We start from the raw sequence: 17,876 nt of genomic DNA on the forward strand, positions 1-17,876 counted from the left end.
GGTTCTCCTAGTACGCGCTGGCGTTGTCGACGTGGAAGTTATAGAGCTGGCGGGCGGAGCCGTAGCGTGTGAACTCGGACGGGTCTACATCGAAAGCCGCCGCTGCGAGCAGCTCCCGAAGTTCCGTCAGGTGCTCCTCGCGCATCTCCTTCTTGATGCAGTCGGCTCCGAGAGAGGCGACGGTGCCGCGCACGTAGATACGTGCCTCGTACAACGAGTCACCGAGGGCCTCCCCCGCGTCCCCGAGGACCACAAGACGTCCGGCCTGACCCATGAATGCGGACATGTGCCCGATGTTGCCGCCGACGACGATGTCGACGCCCTTCATCGAAATACCGCACCGCGCAGCGGCATTGCCGTCGATCACGAGCAGTCCGCCGTGGGCGGTGGCGCCCGCTGACTGTGACGCATCGCCTTTGACGTGGACGGTGCCCGACATCATGTTCTCGGCGACCCCCACCCCGGCGTTGCCGGTAACCGTGACGGTGGCCTGCTGATTCATGCCGGCGCAGTAGTAGCCGACGTGCCCGTCGATAGTGACGTCGATGTCGGAATCGAGACCACAGGCGAGCGCATGCGCACCCTGGGGTCCCGTGATGGTGACCGACTTCGGAGCCTCCGGTGAGGTGAGTTGCTCGTTGACGGCACGGATGCTCGACGTCGCAAGGTCCAGGACGGTCGTGACCGTGATCGTTTCAGTGGTGGCTACCGGTGCCATACGTACACCTCTTCCGGTTCGGGCTCGAAGATTCGGGCGTTGTCGACGCCGGGCAGGTTCGCCAGGGCGCGATATTCGGAGGCCATCGCGACCCATTGGTCGGTCTCGGCGATGACGGCGGGCTTACAGGAAATGGCGTCGCGGACCACGGCGAACGAGTCGGCCGTCGAGACGAGCAGGGTGTAGAAACCGTCGAAGGTTTCGTTCAGCATCAACAGCGCCTTCTCCAGGTCGACGCCCTCGGCGAGCTGCTTCGCGACGAACCTCGCCCCGACCTCGGTGTCGTTGGCGCTGTCGAACACGACGCCGTCACGTTCGAGCTGATGCTTGATACTCATGTGGTTGGAGAACGAGCCGTTGTGCACGAGGCACTGGTCAGGACCTACTGCGAACGGGTGCGACGCCTCGGCGGTCACGGCGGATTCGGTGGCCATGCGGGTGTGAGCAACTCCTTGCCAGCCACTCGCTGACGGCAGACCGAACCGGTTCGCCAGGTCGAGTGGATCTCCGACGCCCTTGAGGACGGTCAGGTCGTCGCCGAATCCGATGACTCGCGCCGACGGTGCCACGCTGCGCACAGCGGCTGCGAGATCCTCTGGGCCGACTGCTCCGTGCAGGATCGTCGTCGGTGGCAGGTCGATTCCGGTGATGGTGGTATCGAGTGACGCGGACAGCGTCGCGGCGAGGTCCGTTGCGGGGACGGGGCAGTCGAGCAGCGACACCGTGGCTTCGCCGATCGGTGACCAGGTTTGGTCGCCGTAGATAGCCATGCCCGCTGAGTCCGGACCACGGTCACACATCTGACCGAGCATGTCGGTCAGCAGAGTACCGAGTTGCGGGTAGAGGGACGGATCACGCAAGTGAAGTCCGACGATTCCACACATGGAGGTCTCCTTTCGGGAGTTTTGTCAGAACGCTGTCAGGTAGTGGTCGAGTTCCCAGGAGGAGACGGTGTTGTGCCAGGTGAAGAATTCCTCCCGCTTGAGTTTCGCGAAGTACGCGGCGACTCCCGGGCCGGCGACGTCCAACGCGCCGCTCACGACCGGATCCGATTCCAGAGCGTCCATCGCGTGCAGCAGTGTCATCGGCAGCATGTCGCTGGGGCTGTCGCCGGAACCTGGGGTCCCAGGGTCGAGATTTCGTGCGATGCCGTCCAGGCCGGCGGCGATGGTGGCGGCTGCGGCCAGGTAGGGATTGGCCGAGCCGTCTCCGCCGCGCAGTTCCACACGATTCTTGTCCGGAACCCGGAGATAGTGAGTGCGGTCGTTCCCACCGTAGGTAGCGTACCGAGGCGACCAGGTGGCACCACTGGCTGTCGAAGTGGCGCCGGTTCGCTTGTAGGAGTTGACAGTTGGCGCGATAACTGCCTGCAGTGCGCATGCATGCTCGAGAATCCCGGCGATGAAGGCGTACGCGGTCTTCGACAGTCCGAGCCCCTTAGGGTCGTCACCGTCCGGGAATACCGAACCGCTCTCGTTCCACAGCGACAGGTGCATGTGCATACCGGACCCGGTGCGGTCGGTGAAGGGCTTGGGCATGAATGTGGCCTTCATGCCGCGCTTCTCGGCAATGACCGACAGCAAGTACCGGGCGGTGATCACCCGGTCGGCCGTGGTCATGGCGTCGGCGTAGTCGAAGTTCTGCTCGAACTGCCCGTTTCCGTCTTCGTGATCGTTGGCGTAGTTGCCCCACCCCAGAGCGTTCATAGCCTTGGACACCTCGGTCAGGTGGTCGTACATACGCGTGACGTCGCGCGCGTCGTAACACGGTTGACGGCTGACGTCGGCGGTGTCCGCAGTTGTGAGTGCGCCGTCGCTGGTGCGGTTGACGAGGAAGTACTCGATCTCGGCGCCGACGTTGACGGTCAGACCGAGTTCAGCCGCCTTTGCGAGCGCCTCCTTCAGGATCACTCGGGGCGAGAACGGCCAGGACTTGCCCTCCACATGCGGATCGCAGTGCACAATCGCCAGGCCGGGCTTCACGAACGGAATCGGCGTGAACGATGAGACATCGGGCATGGCAACAAGATCGGAGTCTTTGGGTTCCTGACCCATGTGTCCGGCAGCGTAGCCGGCGAAGCTCACGCCGTCGTTCTGAAGTTGTTCGACGGCCTCGATCGGGACGAGTTTGGCGCACGGTTTGCCGGACAGGGTTACGAAGAGCGCGAGGATGAAGGTGGTCTGAGTGTCCCGCGCCACCTCGGACAAGGTCTGCGACTGCGGGGTGATGAGGGTCGGCGGGGTAAACGCGTCAGCGGTATCGACAGCCATAGGAAGCTCCTGAACTGTAGGTCTACGGATAAGTGGGTTTCGTATCAGCGCATTTCGCCGGCACCCTCGTAGGGATACAGACTGCGAAGAAGATCGCCTTCCTCGAAGCGCGAGTATCGAAAGTCGGACGGTTCGACGTTCGGGAGAGTCGTTTTTCCGTCGTCGAGAAGCATGTCGGCGACGAGGCGTCCGACTGCCGGCGAGATCTTGAAACCATGGCCTGAGAATCCGGTGGCCAGGAACAGTCCATCGACCGGTGCGGGACCGATGATGGGGTTGTAGTCGGGAGTCACGTCGTACGCGCCGACGTAGCTTGAGGTGATCCGAGGGTCTGGCATGTCGGGTAGACGGTTCCCGAGTTTGCCGATGTTCTTCTCGATGGTGCTGTTGTCTGCCCGGTTGCTGTACTTGTCGGGGTCGATGTACTCGGGCTCGGCGTGGTCACTGTTACCGACAAGCAGCTCACCGTTCGGCTCGCGGCAAATGTACTGCAATCCCGCAAGGTCCGAGAGCACCGGAACCTCCGGCGTCGGAGCACCCTGATCGATCAGGACAAGCTGCGCCCGTTGGGCTTTCACCGGGATGTCGATGCCGACACCGGCGCCGAGTTCGGGGGCCCACGGCCCGGTGGCGAGGATCACCTGCTCGGCATGCACTACGTCGCCGTTCGCGAGGGTCACCCCGTAGACGCGGCCGTCCGCATTCTGCAGTAGCGATGCCACCGGGGTGCTCTGGCGGATTTTGACGCCCAGCTTGCGGGCCGACGCGCCGAATGCCATCCCGGCCATGTATGCCTCGCCGCGGCCGCCGAGGGGCTCGTAGGCAAAGGCGGCAAAGTCGTCGAGGTGCAACCCCGGCCACAGTTCCGCCATCTTGTCGTGGCTGATGTAGTCAACGTCGATGCCGAGGCCCTGCATCATCGCGACGTTCGCCTTCAACGGGTCGATGTTGTTCTCGCCGACGCCGACCACGTATCCACACTGTCGGAACGCCATGTCGTCCCCGAATATCTCGGTGGCTCTGGTGAAGATGTCGATGCCGTACCACGACATCGCCGCCAGCGACGGCGTTCCGTAGTGGCACCGGACCACACCACTGGACTTACCGGTCATGCCCGAGCACAAGGTGCCACGCTCGAGGACCAGGACACCAGTCTCTCCGCGGTCCGCGAGCGACCAGGCGATGGCGAGACCCTCGAGTCCCCCACCGACGATCACGAACTTTGCTGTCTGTGTCACATCGTTTCCTTCATTCGGCCGGATGCGTCAGGTTTTCGCGGCTGAGGTGAGATGTTTCATCTCATGAATCAGTGTTATTTCATATGAAACATGGTGATGATGTCGATCACGTTACGGCAATGTTGTTGGTGAATTACCAATTCCTATACTCCCGAACCTCTTTCGAATATGCATTGCGTCCACTAGCAGGGGATCTACCGAAAAGTAGGATTGTTTACCTCATAGAAATCTACGATGTGGTTTCCTGTTAGTACTTTCTGTTTCACAGCGGAAGTTCGACGTATGAACGCCAGCACCCACCTACCACTACACATCCACCACTTCCCCAGGGAGAACCCATGACCACGACCGACAAGCCTGCAGTCGCCCCGTTTCGCGTCACTGCCGGATTCCACGAGAACCTGCCGCAGATGCCGGTCTCGGAATACCCTGGCACCAAGGGATTTATCGACGACGTCTTCTCCAACCCGGGCGGATCAGAGATGTCGGCAGGCTATTTCGAACTGCATCGCACGGATGCCCCGCTCGATTACTACTACGCCTACGACGAGATGAAGGTCGTCCTCGAAGGTGAGTTCACCATGGAGAACCTCGATACCGGGCAGGTCGAGGTGGCGAAGGCGAAGGATGCAATCTTCTTCCCCACTGGCTCGCGCATCCGCTTCACCACCCCCGACCGCGCACTGGCCTACTTCGTCGGCCACCGTTCCTTCGCTCCCTGATCCGCTATGGCGGTATCGATGAAGTCGACCAGTGTTCCGCGGTGGGGATCTGACTGCTCGGCCGTCGACGAACTGGCGGCCGGCTCTGCCGTCACCCGCTACGTACTCATCTCGGACAGTTCGGTCAGCGCGCCGGCCATACGCGAATTGAGCGAGCGAGTAGCCCCTGTCCCCACTAGAACATTGAGCGTCGACGACGTAGACGGGTCCGGGCTCGAAATGCTCGACGAACTGCTGTCCGAAGCGCGCATCGGATGGCGGTTCGTCGTGACGGGTTCCGAACGGACGGTAGGCGCCGTGCGAACTCGGTTGATCTCTGCGGGCGCGTTGCCCGCGGAGATCGCCGCGGTGATCAACGATCACACGGCTGATGTCCGGGTGCGCGACGTGTTTTGCGCGCATTGCCACACGACGTCGCGCATGGCGGCGGTAGCCGTCGGCGACCGGACACGGTGTGCGGGTTGTTCGGCCGAACTCACCGTCTACTACCACTTCTCCCGGCGCCACAGTGCGTACCTGGGATATCGCGCCGATGCGGAGGAACTGCCATGACCATGACCCTCGAAACAGTTGCGGGCAAGAACATTACAGACGAACTGGTCCTGACTGTCCGCGAGGCACGGTTGTTGTGCTCGGGGATCCGTCAGGTCGTACTAGCGGATCCGGCGGGCCGCACCCTGCCGTCGTTCACCCCGGGCAGCCATATCGCGGTCAACTGGGCCGAGGGTCACCGCAATTCCTACTCGCTTACCGGTCCCTCGATCGAGCCGGACCACTATGCGATCTCGGTCCGGCTCGACGAGAACGGCCACGGCGGTTCACGCTGGGTCCACGGCCTCCAGCTGGGGCAGCGGATCCGGGCCAGCCGTCCACGCAGTGCATTCGCACCCGTGCTCAATGCTCGCCATCACCTGCTGATCGCGGGCGGAATCGGCGTCACACCGATCCTGTCGCACGTCCGGGCAGCCCTCGAATGGGGTCGTTCGTTCGAAGTGATTTATTCCTTCCGTGACCAGCTGGGTGCGCACGCGGGCGAACTGGCTACGCTCTGCGGCGACCGGATGATCACGGTATCGACGCCCGAAGAACTCGCGAACTTCCTGGTCGCCAAGCTGGCGGATCAGCCACTCGGAACCCACGTCTACACCTGTGGTCCCGCGCCGATGATCTCGGCGGTGGCCGAGTGGGCCCGCGATTGCGGCTGGCCGCCGGATCGGGTGCACTCGGAGGCCTTCGGAGCGGGCCCCCTGCCCGAAGGAGCGCCCTTCGCCGTCACGCTCGGACGCACCGGAATGCTCATTCCTGTCCCTTCGGGCCAGAGCCTTCTCGAAGCCATGCTGGACAAGGGAATCAACGTCCCGAACCTCTGCCGCCAAGGTGTGTGCGGCGAATGCCGACTGAGCGTGCGCGGCGGCCGGATCGAACACCGCGACCTGTTCCTCACCGACGAGGAGAAGGCCGCCGGAGATTCCATCATGCCGTGCGTATCACGTTCCGCAGGAGACAAATTGGAGATCGAGCTGTGACATCCAGCGACGCGCGTGCCGACCACATCGCACACTTTCCGTTCCCCTTCCCCCACGACCAGTACCGCTACAGCACCAACGTCGAGCCGGCCGGAAACTGCACCGAGACCGTAGCCGGCTACTGGGGTGAGAACCGCATCGCCATCGATGCCCACTACCACCGAGAGCTTGCCGAGCGCGAGCAAATCCTGGCCGAGGACCCGTCGCGGCACCAATGTCTGCCCCACATGGTTCCCGCCGCCTGGGACGCGATGCTCACCCTGATGCGCACCCTCGCCGACGAATACCCCGACACCATGACCCTCGAAAAACGCCGCGACGAGTGGTTGTGGAAGAACGACATCCTCGGGATCGAACACAGCTTCGTGTTCGGTGACCTCGACACGTTGCCCGCGCCGCCGCTGGCATACATTTGCAGCCAAATCCAGGAAGACGTCGTACTTCTCGATCAGCGCGAGGGCGCGTTGTGGGGCGACGCCGGACTGGTGACGTTCGCGGCGGACTGGTCCTTCGGATTCGACGTGGGTATGAGCTTCCTCGAGATCCACGGCCCCGTCCCACGGGTTCACAGCGAGAAAATTATCACCCGCGCACATAACTTCCTGATGCGACTCGGGCCCGGCCAAAGTTACCGGCGCACCAACTGGACGCTGAACATAGACGGCAAACTCGACACATCAACCGAGACCTATCCCGGGTGGGGGAAGGACCGGCGCACCCTCGCCGACGGTCCGCTGGACGACGTCGGGGACCGGCTCTTCCTGAGAACCGAAGTGCAGCATCTGATCAGGCTCGCCCACTCCGGCGCCGTCATGTTCCTGATCCGGACGTATCTGCTCTCGTTCCGAGACGTCGCCTCCGTTCCGGAATGGGGAGAGCGACTGTACAAGGTTCTGGAGGATCTTCCGGTGGACATGGCCGAATACAAGGGCATCAGCCGCATCCGCGAACCCGGCATGAGATGGCTTCTGACATATGGGAGCGTCGAAACATGACGCTGACCGACAGGCGACCTCAGCGAGGGGCGCCCCCGAGCGATCGGTCTCTCGAGCTCGCACGCGCAACGGTCTCCGTGATCGCCCGCGACGGCCTGCGCAGTCTGACCATCGCGGCCGTCGCCCTGGAGTCCGGAGCCGACGAGGAAGTCCTTCGTAGCGTCGGATCAACCGATGCCCTCGTCGACGTCGCCCTCCGCTACGCGCTCGACAAGAGCGCTAGCATCTTCGTCGACATCACCCCTGGTTCGTCGCTCGACAACTTCGTCGAGCACCTCACCGACCTCGTCGCCCGAGACCCCGACCTTCAGGTCTTCCAGTACGAACTGATGCTCGATTCTCGGCGGACACCGCGACTCGATCCGCATGTGAAACTGCTGTACGCGACCTACCTCGAGGCGACTTCCCAGGCGCTGACCCGTCTGGGCATCACCGCTGACGAAGACCTGACCTTGCTGGTCTACTCGGCAATCGAAGGATTCATCATGCACCAACTCGTCGCGAAGGATCGCCTGGCCACGGAGCGCGCGATCGAACGCCTACGCCGGATCCTCTCGACCGCAAGGTAGTTCGTGTCTGCTGTACCGCTCCGGGTTTCACGTCGTACGTGCACGTCCGGTAACGCAGGCTCACTGACGGTCGAAGATGTCAGCCTTCAGGACCAATGCGTGCCCAGACGTCGTGACGACTCCCCGCTCCACCAGAAGACACTCACCCCGCCCGACGGACCCGAGGTCCGTCGTCAACCGCCCGTCGAGGACCAGTACGAGTACTGCCACTCTCTCGGCGAGATGAATCTCGAAGGGAATTTCGATGTCCATGATCTCGACAGTTGCTGCAGCGCTAGATCTTTCGACCATCACGTTGAACGCCTCCGTCGGGCCGGCAGCAACGCACACGGGTGCACGTTCTCCGGCGAAGGACGTCGGACTCAGTCGCGGTATCACCGTCGGGGAAGCGTCGAAGTCGAGTGACACCGGGTGTGGGCCGATCACGGTGAATATCCGGTCCACTCCGGGAAACGATGAGAACGTCGAATTCGCGTCGAGGGTCGCAATACTGAACCGCCACCGGGAGTCGGCACCGGCGGCGATCTCCGCAGTGCTCCCCAGCCCGTTTGCCCACCGGAGGATCCGACGATCGGCGCGGGGGATGATGCGCGCAGTTCGATCCGCAAGCAAGGTTTCTCCCTCAGTTGTCGCGCCTACTGTTGAGATACTAAATCAACTGTTGTTACACGAATGATTCCACTTGACTGCCAGATCGATTCGGTACTTACTCAGTGCTAGTTAACCTATTTGTCACCGAGATGCCCGCTTTGGCAACGTTTCCTTTGGTTTACTCATGCTACATAGCGATTCCCATTGGCAAACACTTCCTGTGTCACGTCACACTCTACCGAAGGGGACGACTTTATGAATGAAGCAGTCGCTGCAGCCGACACCGCCTGGATTCTGGCCGCATTCATGGCAGTGAGCCTCATGGTGCCGGGGCTGGCCATGTTCTACGGCGGAATGGTGAGTGCCCGCAACACACTCAACATGGCCATGATGACGTTCGGCGCATTTGCCGTCGTCGGCGTGCTGTGGATCATCTTCGGGTACTCCACCGTCCTCGGCAACTCACTCGGCGGTGCCGGCATCCTCGGCAATCCACTGGAGTTCTTCGGCTCGAGCTCGCTACTGCAAGCCCCAGCGGAACCTGGATTGCCACCCGCACTGGTCTCGGGATTCCAGTTGCTGTTCGCGGCGATCACCGTCGCCCTCATCTCCGGCGCGGTGGCCGACCGAATGAAGTTTGGCGCCTGGATGGTGTTCGCCGGACTCTGGGCCACATTCGTCTACTTCCCCGTCGCGCACTGGGTCTTCGCATTTGACTCCGAGGACGGCTCCGTAATCGGCGGATGGATCGCAAACACTCTCGGCGCCATCGACTTTGCGGGCGGCACCGCCGTCCACATCAACGCCGGTATCGCGGCCCTCGCCCTCGTGTTGGTACTCGGCACCCGCAAGACATTTCCCGCCGCGCCCCGCCCGCACAGCCTTCCACTGACCATGCTCGGAGCCGGCATCCTGATGTTCGGTTGGTTCGGGTTCAACGGCGGGTCCGCCCTGTCCGCCGGCCTCAGCGCTTCCGTGGTCATACTCAACACCGTCGCGGCGGCCTGCGCTGGCATCTGCGCCTGGCTGATGATGGAGAAGCTGCGCGAAGGGCGTGCCACCTCGCTGGGTGCCGCGTCCGGTCTGATCGCGGCGCTCGTCGCGATCACGCCGGCGTGTGGCGCGGTCTCGCCCCTCGGTGCGCTGGCGATTGGCGCAATCGCGGGCGCGGTGTGCTGTCTGGCGGTATCGGTGAAATACCGACTCGGATATGACGATGCGCTCGACGTGGTGGGGGTTCACCTCGTCGGCGGCGTCTTGGGCACGGTCCTGATCGGCTTCATCGCAGACCCCGCGGCCCCCAACGGTGTGGCAGGACTTCTCTACGGTGGCGGCTTTGATGTTCTCTGGCGCCAATGTGTCGCTGTGGCAGCAGTTCTCGCATACTCCTTCATTGTGACAGTCATCATCGCCTTGGCACTGAAAAAGGTGATGGGAATCCGGGCCAACGTCGACAGCGAACACGAGGGACTCGACGTTTCCGTCCACGGGGAAACGGCATACGTACTCGACTCCGCGCCCTTCACAGGACATTCCCACGACGCGTCCGACGCGGTCCTGGGTGCCGAGCGAATCACAAATAGTGCGGCGAAGGATACGGCGAAGGCCTGATACCTTCAATCGACAGCCGCAGTGGCCCTGCCCTCAGCGATCCGCTGGCAGGGCCACTGTCGTCATTCTTCGTGATGGTCGGGATAAGCCGTAACGGCGAGGAATCGGATGGGCAGCCGAACCAGATCGTTGGGGCCGTGCAGCCCTTCACCATCGAGCAACAGTGAATCACCTGGCCGCAGTGTGTATTCCGCTTCGCCGTGCCCGTAGACCATTACTCCTTCGAGCATGTAAAGCAATTCGGTGCCGGCGTGCTGAAACAGGGGAAACGTTTCACTGGCGTCGGTGAGCGTGACCAGAACCGGCTCGAGCCTCTTGTGCTGCCCGCGGAGGGTGCCGAGAAGCTCGTATTGGTGGCCCACCCGGGTTCCCCGCCCGACTATCACGGCGCCATGACCCGATTCGACGTACACGGCATCGCGGGCGGTATCCGCGCCGCGGAACAACGAAGTCACCGGCACGTCGAGTCCGGCTGCCAAACGCGCCAGCGTGGAAAGACTGCACGAGGTCTGCGAGTTCTCGATCTTCGACAACATAGCCTTCGAGATGCCGACCTTCGTCGCCATGTCCCCGACGGAGAGGCCACTGGCCTTGCGCAGGGCACGGACTTGCTTCGCAATCACCTTCTCGAGGTCCTGCCCCGTAGGCGTATCGGAGGGCACCTCACGCTCGACAGGCGCCGGGTCCCCGGTATCGCGATGGACTGAGGAACTTGCTCGAGTCGCCACTTGCACACCCTATCAACAGGTCTACTGACAGGAAACAGGGAATGCCGCCTGGGCCGAATCGGTTGTCTGCGATCTCGCCGGCCTAGCTTTTGTTTCCCCGCATTTCCGTCCATCCAGGAGCGAGCAGACCCGAATCGGCTTTCTGGCCATTCGGCCACGTCGATGCATTCGAGAAATAGTTGCAGCGCTGCGTCATAGCGGCGGTCACGTTTGAGCTGTACGACGGTCTCGCGCTAAGCCGTGTAATGCACACCGCGCCTTGCGGTTCGAGATCGGGTAGTCCTGGAACGCGCCGATAACGAGACGCATGCAAAGGACAGCACGGGCTAACCAGCGCGAGAGAACGGCGCTCGCCGATCCCGAAGCTGGCCTGGCAAGCAATGCACAGGCCAGCCAGCGGTCGACGAACCTCGATCGCCTCCGGCACTCCGGCAGCATCGGTATACGCGCCTGCGCGGTCGCCGTTCAAGACCATCGAAGAACAACGAGAACTGCTGCAATCACGCGGCATGACCATCTCGGACGCCGCCGCGGCGGAGCGTTGGTTGCACTCGAATCGTCGTCAATTTCCTGTGGTTGCCCTACTACACGTGGTGGGCGGTTACGATCATCGCGCTCAACGTGTTCGTGATCTGGGCGGTCGTCACATGGAACCCCGATATCATCTGAGCCGAGCGCCGTGTCCGACCTTACCCATCGATGCAGATCATGCAGTGCAACAACAGTTTCCATCCAGAAAAGAACGCGGTGGACAACAGCACGGGCACCGACCCGCTCAGCAAGGACGAACGCGTCGCCACTTCTCCGGTTACGCGGAGAAGTGGCGACGTTGCGCGGACAGGACACCGGAGATGCAGTCGATCTGAGCGGAACAGTCAGCATTCACTGAGCACGATCATCGACAGGGTCAAAGCAGCCTTGACCGAGCGTGGATTCGCGTTCGCGGACAAGATCCCCGCCGCGGACAAGGAATTCGTTCGCTTCCAGTCCCCCGAGCAGGTCTGGTCGTGTTGTGGATCGTTTTCGGTGCGCCGGTCGCGCTCGTAGCTCTCGAACTGCTGACCCGCCCGGCCCGCACAGCCGCGCAAGATCGGTGGAGGATTCGGACGATTCGGATCACGTCACCGAACAGACCGTCACTGCCTGAACATCGCTTTCCCTGACACCCATCGCACCCTAGAAATGCTGTACTCCGACAACTTGACAACACCGTTTACAGAAAAGTCATACTTCGGTACGCTAGGAGTATGACCGCGAAGTTTACAATCAGCCTCCCCGACGAGGACACACACGTCCTCGACGAGTACGTCCGTGATCACGGACTCCGTGGCCGGTCGGCAGGAATCCAGGCCGCACTCCGGCTTCTCGCGACGTCCGGCCTCGAACGCGACTACGCCGCAGCGTTCACCGAAGGCGACACCGACGAGGCGTGGGACGTCACCGCGGCCGACGCCGGATGATCCGCCGGGCACACATTCACTGGGTCGATCTGAACCCTGCGCAAGGTAGCGAAGCTTCCAAACGTCGCCCGGCGGTGGTCGTGAGCAACGACCGCGCCAACGCCACGGCGGAAAACCTCGGCAGGGGTGTGGTCACCGTTGTTCCACTGACCACCAACACATCACATGTCTTCCCATTCCAGGTGCTCGTCGAGCCAGACGAATCAGGGCTAGGTCAGGCGTCGAAAGCTCAAGCGGAACACGTACGTTCGGTATCGGTGCGCCGACTCGACGCCGAACCTGTCGGAAAGCTCGGGCTCAGAACACTGGCCGCACTCGAGGAAGCACTACGACTGCATCTCGACCTGCACTGAACGAACAGCTCCGAAAACTCTTCGACGCATATCCCGATCAGGAGATATTCGCAAGCCTGCCGCGGCCGGGGAATGGTATCCGGCTACGCCCCTTCTAACTGGGCGTGCCAACGCGGGTAGCTCTGTCCGGTGGCTGCGACGAAGCGTTCGTGCAGAGATTGTGTGCGATCTGATAGACGAGCCAGTCTTGCCAGTCCCCTGGGATTTCGAGGTCGACGATCCGGTTCAGCGCGGACGGTAGGTCGATCGCGGCAGCGGGATCGGGATCGGGAATGCGACCGCCCCGGGATCGACCCGGATGCTGTATGCGATGCCCGCGGGAACCCAGACGGCACCGCCCGCTGCGACACTCTTCGCTTCGCCCTAGCGAACCATAGAAAACGCAACAACCACCGTCCTCCCACCAGGGCGGAACCAATGGGTCGACATCGCGCCGCAATCGACAACACCGGCCACACCCCCGACTACCGTTGGGCCCCATGGGCACCACCTTCCACGGACCCAACCCGTGGCCACACATCACCCAAGCGATCCGCACACAAGGCCCACGCCACGCAGCCATCGCCTACCTCGACCACAACGCACCCGAACAACTCCCACTACGAGCCGGAGACATCCTGGTCGTCAACGCGGGCGCCGCCGCGATCCGGGCACACGCCACCTCCCCCACCGCCCTCGCCCACTACCTCAGCAAAGGAGTCCGGGTCCTGTCCTCCCCGACCCTGCACGCGAAAGTCATCGTCACGAACCGGCGAGCAGTGATCGGCTCCGCGAACGCAACCATCAACTCCACCTACTCTGACGACGCCGTCATCATCACCGACGACCCCACCATCATCGCCGACACCCGAAAGTTCATCGACAACCTCGACGACCTCACCGAAGTCGACCAACCATTCATCGACCACGCCACCGCCGAATGGGCAATCGGCCGCGCCGTACCCATCCCCGGCGTCACCGGACGAATCCACAACCCCGACAACAACTTCCTCCCCACACCCACCGCCCGAATGTTCGTCAAACACGTCGTCGACTACCAACCCAACCCCACCGAACAACACCTCATACGGGAGGTGCAACCGCGAACACGGACCACGGCCGGACCCATAGCGAAATACCAACTCCAATCACTACGCCTGAGCACACCCAGCACCATCACAACCGGCGACGTGATCGTCCTCGTCTCCGCCGACCAAGAATGGATCTACCCGCCGGCCCTCGTGGCCTCCGAACCGCTCCGCATCCCGCGATCCGGCGGAGCGGTGCTGGCTTTCCTGCGCATCCGCACCGACCTGCCCCCACTACCACTCCACGTCGCCGAGAAGCATCTCGCCGACCACCGGCACCCCGGTCCGCGGTTGCGGACCGACCACTACGTCCGCTCCCCCGCCCTCCGCACCGCCCTACTCGAACTGTGGAACCTCTGACCATCGGAACATGTCATGTTCGAGTGCCAATACGCGAACGTGCACTGCGTCGGGCACTGTCACGTTGATTGAAAGATGCAGCGCGCAGCCAGTTTTGGAGCTTCTACCCTGAACGCTTTCGGATTGTTCGCCTTCAGGCGGCAACATCGGCCGCGGTGATCTCCCGCCAGACCGCGAATCGGTCGGCCATCTCGGTACGCCACTCGGCCGGGGTCAGGGAAGCAACTTGCGTGTGGCCTCTTCGAGGATCATGAGAACTTCATCGGCGTCACGCCCTGCCGCCACGCCCACCATTGCGCCCAAAAACAGGCAGCTGAGAATCCGGGATGCCGACTCTATGTCATCGTCGGTATTTCCCTGTGTATCGCCGGCGCGGAGCGTCTCGCCGATCCACTTAGCTTTCTCCGGGCCGAAGCCGACTGTCGGATCGGTCGCGATCTGCGCCGGACTGCAGGCGACGTACGCGCGGTACATAGCCTGGTAGAGAAGAGGTTTCCTACTCGCTTCCCTCAAGATCCGCCCGAACACCATCACGAGGCGATCTGCGGGTGTCTCCCCGATCAACGTCCCGTGGCGCACACTCTCGGTCGAGAGCCTGCCGAGAGCCATCAGAGCCTCTACGAGTAACTGGTCTTTCGAGCTCGCGTGTTGGTATGCCGTAGGAACCGACACGCCGGCCGTGGCGGCGATTTGCCGAATGGTGACTGCGTCATATCCGCCCTCTGTTGCCAGGGAGACGGTGGAATCGATCAGTCGCTCCCGGGTGGCCGCCCGGGCAGGCGACAGAATCTGCCGAACTAGATGAGATTTAGGTTCCATGACATGAAGTCTGGCCTCCGATCACCCTTCGGCGCCAACGGCAGCAGTAAACACGTGGTTGACGTGTGTCTACTCTTCGGGTGATACTGGTCGGACCGAGGGGCAGACGTCGGGGAGCGAGATGAGTCTTCATGGCGCCCACGGCCAGCAGCTCCGCAAGAATTTGTGAGTCTGCTGTATGACCTTGACGCCTGCGGATGAGCTGAGCGAGGTACCTGTGAGGCACCAGAGCGAGACGCCGCCTACGAATTGTTCGGGAAGGCAGCTATGACCATTGACGTAAACGACACGGTATCCAGCGTCAGGTCGACCACTGCGCAATCCGAGAACGGGGAGTTCAAGAAGGACATACCGTCGTCGATGGTCGAACGGATAACGCTGATTCTCGATGCCTTCGGCGGTCGGGCCGCGTGGCTCACCCTCGAAGAAGTTGCGTACCGCACCCGGTTGCCTCGCTCCACCGTCCACCGGATTCTCGATCAACTCATCAAACTCGACTGGGTCAATCATGCATCGATCGGATACGGACTCGGCCGACGCGCACTCGGACTGGGGGGCGGGCACAGTCACGTTCGTGAAGCTGCAGCTCCCGTATTGCACGAACTGCATCTGCGGACCGGACTGGTCGTTCATCTCTCTATTCTCGACGGGCGCGATAGCGTCTACCTCGACAAGGTGGGCGGACGCTGGGCTACGGGGTTGCCCTCTCGTGTCGGTGGACGTATCCCTGCGCATTCGACGGCGGGGGGCAAGGCGATGCTTGCATGTATCGCCCCGGAGAGTGTCGACGCATTGTTCGGTGCAACACTCCCTCGCCGTACCGAGAAGACCATCGGGGAGATCGGGGAGCTACATCAGGAGCTGAACCGCATCCGTCAGCGTCGAGGTTTGGCCTTCGAACGCGGAGAAGCGGCGCGGGGTGTCGCCTGTGTGGCCGCAGTGATTCGGGGGCCCGAAGGTCACGTCGGCAGCATTGCGTTGTGCGGTGACATTCGTACCGCACAACTCGAACGAGTGGCGCCCCTAGTAGGTGATGCTGCCCGAGAAGTCTCGCGGTCGCTGAACCCCGAACTGGATGCTCCCCGCCGCGGCCGTGAGGCTTTGCCGGTTTCCGTGGACAACTTTTCGGCGGCGATGATAGACAGCCTCTTGTTCTCCTCCTCGGACCAGTGGATCTGAAGTACAGTTTTGGACGCGCTTTTAGGCAAATCCGCTCTGGGTCCAGGTCGCCCTTCCCTGCCCTCGCCCCTGGCCGGGCGCCTCGCTCAAGGAGTACGGGCGCTTCGGCGCACCGTCTACGCCGCGAGATTACTGGCTGATCCGGACCATTGGCGCAAGATCTCTTGCCGGTTCAACAAGGGCGATGCTCTGCACGCCCTACACCCCGACCTGCTCGATGCCCACGAAGGAATGACCCGAGCTTGGCAACTGGAAGCACAAACCGAATGTTGAACGTTCCTCCCACCACCGTCTACGGACACCTGAACAAACGCACGAAGAGGGCAAAGTCCCCAGCCCAATTGGTAGCAGTGGCCTCGGATGCTGTTGTGGCGGCGAGAGCGCTGCGGACCTGCCCGAGTTGTGGGTACGAGCCGAGCACCAGGGGCTCACCGACGCGCGGATTTGGCCGTGATCTGGTTGCATCCGCACCACCGCATTATTGGGGCACGGTGTCACGAACATCTCCATCCGTCTGAAGATCCCTTCGCGGCAGAGTTCGACTCCAGTCTCACCACCCGCTCAGCCAAGCGGGTGAGCGTCCACGGTCGTGTCAACCAATGAGACTGCCCGCAAGCAACACACGATGTGGCACTACCGCCCACAGGAAATCAACAGAGTAGGAACCAACGATGCACATCAACGTCCCCGACGGCAAGGATCCCACCGAATACGTATGGACCGAACTCGTCCCGGAGATCGGCCGCGCGGCGCGCCGATTTTCACGGACGGTAACCGCGGAATCCACACTGGGTCTACGTGAGTTCGAAGCCGCGCGGCTGCGGATCGCGCAGATCAACGGGTGCATCGTCTGTATGGATTGGCGTACCGAACGCGACGGGATGAGGGTCGAGAGCACTTTCGGTGATGCCGTCGAGCAGTGGAAAACCACGGACAGCTTCGATGTCCGCACGCGACTGGCTGCCGAGTACGCCGAGCGGTACGCCGTGGACCATCACGGTCTCGACGACGAATTCTGGGGCCGGATGAGTGCGCAGTACAGCCAAGCCGAGATCGTGGAACTCTCTATCAGTATCGGGTCGTGGATCACGTCCGGTCGACTCAATCACGTTCTCGGGCTTGACACAGTGTGTGCGATCCCGGTCAGCGACTGAGAAGGTCGTCATGTCCGCGCACTTCAACTGGTGCCAATCGCTTCGACTGTAAACGACGGTTGAAAGCTGGCTCTGGACCACTTTCCGCGATCGATTCTGAAAGTATCAGTCGCTGAAGAGTATTCGTTTGCGAAGCAGGTCAAATCCAACGCGTCCGTACATTTGCCGTTTGAGCATCTTGATAGTTACGTGAAATCTGAATTATCAAGGACGTCCGGCTCTGCCCCGGTTGACCGAGACGATCGGAAGCAGGGTCGAGGTCGCCGGAACACCGATCTCACGTGGCGTGACACCGGTCGGCGTCGGGACGTCGATCAGCCGCTCAAGGAGGTCGTCGAGAGCGCTCTGCCCCTCGTCGACGGCGTCCCGCTCGTCATCGCTGAGCGGGACGGCGGCGAGCATACGCGCCAGATTGTCTTTGGCCTCCAACAGTTAGTCTTTGCCAGAGGCCTTGGGGGCGTAGAAGTCACAGCGGGCGCATGCGATCCTGTGTGGGCATTGTTCGAAGAAGGTGTA

Annotated in this window: 20 protein-coding genes and 2 pseudogenes; 14 read left to right on the forward strand and 8 right to left on the reverse strand. The window is 62.2% G+C overall.

The annotated features are described in order from the left end of the window. Nucleotides 1-7: 7 nt before the first annotated feature. The 4 genes from QM600_RS10115 to QM600_RS10130 are packed head-to-tail and all read right to left on the reverse strand — an operon-like array spanning nucleotide 8 to nucleotide 4,226. A complete protein-coding gene (locus tag QM600_RS10115; RefSeq protein ID WP_283261332.1) occupies nucleotides 8-718 on the reverse strand; it encodes a GltB/FmdC/FwdC-like GXGXG domain-containing protein in 711 nt (236 codons plus the stop codon). Continuing rightward, nucleotides 706-1,602: a class II glutamine amidotransferase gene (locus QM600_RS10120; protein ID WP_283261333.1), complete on the reverse strand. Its 897-nt coding sequence runs from the start codon at nucleotides 1,600-1,602 to the stop codon at nucleotides 706-708. The genes QM600_RS10115 and QM600_RS10120 overlap by 13 nt, the downstream gene beginning before the upstream one ends. Nucleotides 1,603-1,626: 24 nt before the next feature. After that, nucleotides 1,627-2,988, reverse strand: a complete 1,362-nt coding sequence (gene glnT / locus QM600_RS10125; protein ID WP_283261334.1) for a type III glutamate--ammonia ligase — start codon at nucleotides 2,986-2,988, stop codon at nucleotides 1,627-1,629. Nucleotides 2,989-3,032: 44 nt separating this feature from the next. Beyond that, nucleotides 3,033-4,226, reverse strand: a complete 1,194-nt coding sequence (locus QM600_RS10130; RefSeq protein ID WP_283261335.1) for an NAD(P)/FAD-dependent oxidoreductase — start codon at nucleotides 4,224-4,226, stop codon at nucleotides 3,033-3,035. A 338-nt stretch (nucleotides 4,227-4,564) separates the two neighbouring features. Between QM600_RS10130 and QM600_RS10135 the strand changes: the two genes are divergently transcribed. From QM600_RS10135 to QM600_RS10155, 5 genes are read left to right on the forward strand one after another with little or no spacing between them, the layout of a single operon-like run. Then, complete coding sequence (locus QM600_RS10135; RefSeq protein ID WP_283261336.1) at nucleotides 4,565-4,948, forward strand: cupin domain-containing protein; 384 nt, start codon at nucleotides 4,565-4,567, stop codon at nucleotides 4,946-4,948. An 18-nt stretch (nucleotides 4,949-4,966) separates the two neighbouring features. Beyond that, a complete protein-coding gene (locus QM600_RS10140; RefSeq protein WP_283261337.1) occupies nucleotides 4,967-5,500 on the forward strand; it encodes a dimethylamine monooxygenase subunit DmmA family protein in 534 nt (177 codons plus the stop codon). Then, a complete protein-coding gene (locus QM600_RS10145; RefSeq protein WP_283261338.1) occupies nucleotides 5,497-6,474 on the forward strand; it encodes a PDR/VanB family oxidoreductase in 978 nt (325 codons plus the stop codon). The genes QM600_RS10140 and QM600_RS10145 overlap by 4 nt, the downstream gene beginning before the upstream one ends. Beyond that, nucleotides 6,471-7,469: a heme-dependent oxidative N-demethylase family protein gene (locus tag QM600_RS10150; protein WP_283261339.1), complete on the forward strand. Its 999-nt coding sequence runs from the start codon at nucleotides 6,471-6,473 to the stop codon at nucleotides 7,467-7,469. Before QM600_RS10145 ends, QM600_RS10150 begins: the two co-directional genes overlap by 4 nt. Further along, nucleotides 7,466-8,038: a TetR/AcrR family transcriptional regulator gene (locus QM600_RS10155; RefSeq protein ID WP_283261340.1), complete on the forward strand. Its 573-nt coding sequence runs from the start codon at nucleotides 7,466-7,468 to the stop codon at nucleotides 8,036-8,038. The genes QM600_RS10150 and QM600_RS10155 overlap by 4 nt, the downstream gene beginning before the upstream one ends. A 60-nt stretch (nucleotides 8,039-8,098) precedes the next feature. Here QM600_RS10155 and QM600_RS10160 read toward each other — a convergent pair whose 3' ends face one another. Beyond that, nucleotides 8,099-8,650, reverse strand: coding sequence for a HutD/Ves family protein (locus QM600_RS10160; protein WP_283261341.1), 552 nt, complete (start codon nucleotides 8,648-8,650; stop codon nucleotides 8,099-8,101). A gap of 234 nt (nucleotides 8,651-8,884) precedes the next feature. On the opposite strand from QM600_RS10160, the gene QM600_RS10165 reads away from it, so the two are divergent. After that, nucleotides 8,885-10,240 (forward strand): ammonium transporter, encoded by a 1,356-nt coding sequence (locus QM600_RS10165; RefSeq protein WP_283261342.1) that lies wholly within the window; start codon nucleotides 8,885-8,887, stop codon nucleotides 10,238-10,240. A gap of 62 nt (nucleotides 10,241-10,302) precedes the next feature. Here QM600_RS10165 and QM600_RS10170 read toward each other — a convergent pair whose 3' ends face one another. Next, nucleotides 10,303-10,968 (reverse strand): helix-turn-helix domain-containing protein, encoded by a 666-nt coding sequence (locus tag QM600_RS10170; RefSeq protein WP_283261343.1) that lies wholly within the window; start codon nucleotides 10,966-10,968, stop codon nucleotides 10,303-10,305. Between the two features lie 555 nt (nucleotides 10,969-11,523). On the opposite strand from QM600_RS10170, the pseudogene QM600_RS29825 reads away from it, so the two are divergent. From QM600_RS29825 to QM600_RS10190, 5 genes and pseudogenes are all read left to right on the forward strand, one after another. Next, nucleotides 11,524-11,637: pseudogene (locus tag QM600_RS29825) on the forward strand (DUF7144 family membrane protein); the annotation flags it as partial. A 78-nt stretch (nucleotides 11,638-11,715) separates the two neighbouring features. Then, nucleotides 11,716-12,015 (forward strand): hypothetical protein, encoded by a 300-nt coding sequence (locus QM600_RS10175; protein ID WP_283261423.1) that lies wholly within the window; start codon nucleotides 11,716-11,718, stop codon nucleotides 12,013-12,015. A 200-nt stretch (nucleotides 12,016-12,215) separates the two neighbouring features. Next, entirely contained in the window at nucleotides 12,216-12,428 is a 213-nt protein-coding gene (locus QM600_RS10180; RefSeq protein ID WP_283261344.1) for a ribbon-helix-helix domain-containing protein, read from the forward strand. Continuing rightward, a complete protein-coding gene (locus QM600_RS10185) occupies nucleotides 12,425-12,781 on the forward strand; it encodes a type II toxin-antitoxin system PemK/MazF family toxin (protein WP_283261417.1) in 357 nt (118 codons plus the stop codon). Before QM600_RS10180 ends, QM600_RS10185 begins: the two co-directional genes overlap by 4 nt. Nucleotides 12,782-13,260: 479 nt before the next feature. Further along, nucleotides 13,261-14,208, forward strand: coding sequence for a phospholipase D family protein (locus tag QM600_RS10190; RefSeq protein WP_283261345.1), 948 nt, complete (start codon nucleotides 13,261-13,263; stop codon nucleotides 14,206-14,208). 213 nt (nucleotides 14,209-14,421) lie between these two features. Here QM600_RS10190 and QM600_RS10195 read toward each other — a convergent pair whose 3' ends face one another. Next, nucleotides 14,422-15,027 (reverse strand): TetR/AcrR family transcriptional regulator, encoded by a 606-nt coding sequence (locus QM600_RS10195; protein ID WP_283261346.1) that lies wholly within the window; start codon nucleotides 15,025-15,027, stop codon nucleotides 14,422-14,424. Between the two features lie 267 nt (nucleotides 15,028-15,294). Here QM600_RS10195 and QM600_RS10200 point away from each other — a divergent pair, with 267 nt between their 5' ends. The 3 genes and pseudogenes from QM600_RS10200 to QM600_RS10205 all read left to right on the forward strand — a co-directional run bounded on the left by QM600_RS10200 (nucleotide 15,295) and on the right by QM600_RS10205 (nucleotide 17,360). Then, nucleotides 15,295-16,206 (forward strand): IclR family transcriptional regulator, encoded by a 912-nt coding sequence (locus tag QM600_RS10200; RefSeq protein ID WP_283261347.1) that lies wholly within the window; start codon nucleotides 15,295-15,297, stop codon nucleotides 16,204-16,206. Between the two features lie 79 nt (nucleotides 16,207-16,285). Next, nucleotides 16,286-16,473: pseudogene (locus QM600_RS29830) on the forward strand (Tn3 family transposase); the annotation flags it as partial. A gap of 404 nt (nucleotides 16,474-16,877) precedes the next feature. After that, the gene (locus QM600_RS10205) at nucleotides 16,878-17,360 is read left to right on the forward strand and encodes a carboxymuconolactone decarboxylase family protein (protein ID WP_283261348.1); all 483 of its coding nucleotides are present in this window, start codon (nucleotides 16,878-16,880) and stop codon (nucleotides 17,358-17,360) included. 204 nt (nucleotides 17,361-17,564) lie between these two features. On the opposite strand, the gene QM600_RS10210 is transcribed toward QM600_RS10205, so the two are convergent. Further along, nucleotides 17,565-17,762 carry a hypothetical protein gene (locus QM600_RS10210; RefSeq protein WP_283261349.1) on the reverse strand — a complete coding sequence of 66 codons (198 nt, stop codon included), beginning with the start codon at nucleotides 17,760-17,762 and terminating at the stop codon, nucleotides 17,565-17,567. Nucleotides 17,763-17,876: the final 114 nt, after the last annotated feature.

This window comes from Rhodococcus sp. IEGM 1379, from assembly GCF_030056815.1.
Classification (GTDB): Bacteria; Actinomycetota; Actinomycetes; order Mycobacteriales; family Mycobacteriaceae; genus Rhodococcus_F.

Bases quoted from the DNA above. Each gene is read 5' to 3' on its own strand.
- QM600_RS10115 (WP_283261332.1), bottom strand. From the start codon at position 718: ATGGCACCGGTAGCCACCACTGAAACGATCACGGTCACGACCGTCCTG.
- QM600_RS10120 (WP_283261333.1), bottom strand. From the start codon at position 1,602: ATGTGTGGAATCGTCGGACTTCACTTGCGTGATCCGTCCCTCTACCCG.
- glnT (WP_283261334.1), bottom strand. From the start codon at position 2,988: ATGGCTGTCGATACCGCTGACGCGTTTACCCCGCCGACCCTCATCACC.
- QM600_RS10135 (WP_283261336.1), top strand. From the start codon at position 4,565: ATGACCACGACCGACAAGCCTGCAGTCGCCCCGTTTCGCGTCACTGCC.
- QM600_RS10140 (WP_283261337.1), top strand. From the start codon at position 4,967: ATGAAGTCGACCAGTGTTCCGCGGTGGGGATCTGACTGCTCGGCCGTC.
- QM600_RS10145 (WP_283261338.1), top strand. From the start codon at position 5,497: ATGACCATGACCCTCGAAACAGTTGCGGGCAAGAACATTACAGACGAA.
- QM600_RS10155 (WP_283261340.1), top strand. From the start codon at position 7,466: ATGACGCTGACCGACAGGCGACCTCAGCGAGGGGCGCCCCCGAGCGAT.
- QM600_RS10165 (WP_283261342.1), top strand. From the start codon at position 8,885: ATGAATGAAGCAGTCGCTGCAGCCGACACCGCCTGGATTCTGGCCGCA.
- QM600_RS10180 (WP_283261344.1), top strand. From the start codon at position 12,216: ATGACCGCGAAGTTTACAATCAGCCTCCCCGACGAGGACACACACGTC.
- QM600_RS10185 (WP_283261417.1), top strand. From the start codon at position 12,425: ATGATCCGCCGGGCACACATTCACTGGGTCGATCTGAACCCTGCGCAA.
- QM600_RS10190 (WP_283261345.1), top strand. From the start codon at position 13,261: ATGGGCACCACCTTCCACGGACCCAACCCGTGGCCACACATCACCCAA.
- QM600_RS10195 (WP_283261346.1), bottom strand. From the start codon at position 15,027: ATGGAACCTAAATCTCATCTAGTTCGGCAGATTCTGTCGCCTGCCCGG.
- QM600_RS10200 (WP_283261347.1), top strand. From the start codon at position 15,295: ATGACCATTGACGTAAACGACACGGTATCCAGCGTCAGGTCGACCACT.
- QM600_RS10205 (WP_283261348.1), top strand. From the start codon at position 16,878: ATGCACATCAACGTCCCCGACGGCAAGGATCCCACCGAATACGTATGG.
- QM600_RS10210 (WP_283261349.1), bottom strand. From the start codon at position 17,762: ATGCTCGCCGCCGTCCCGCTCAGCGATGACGAGCGGGACGCCGTCGAC.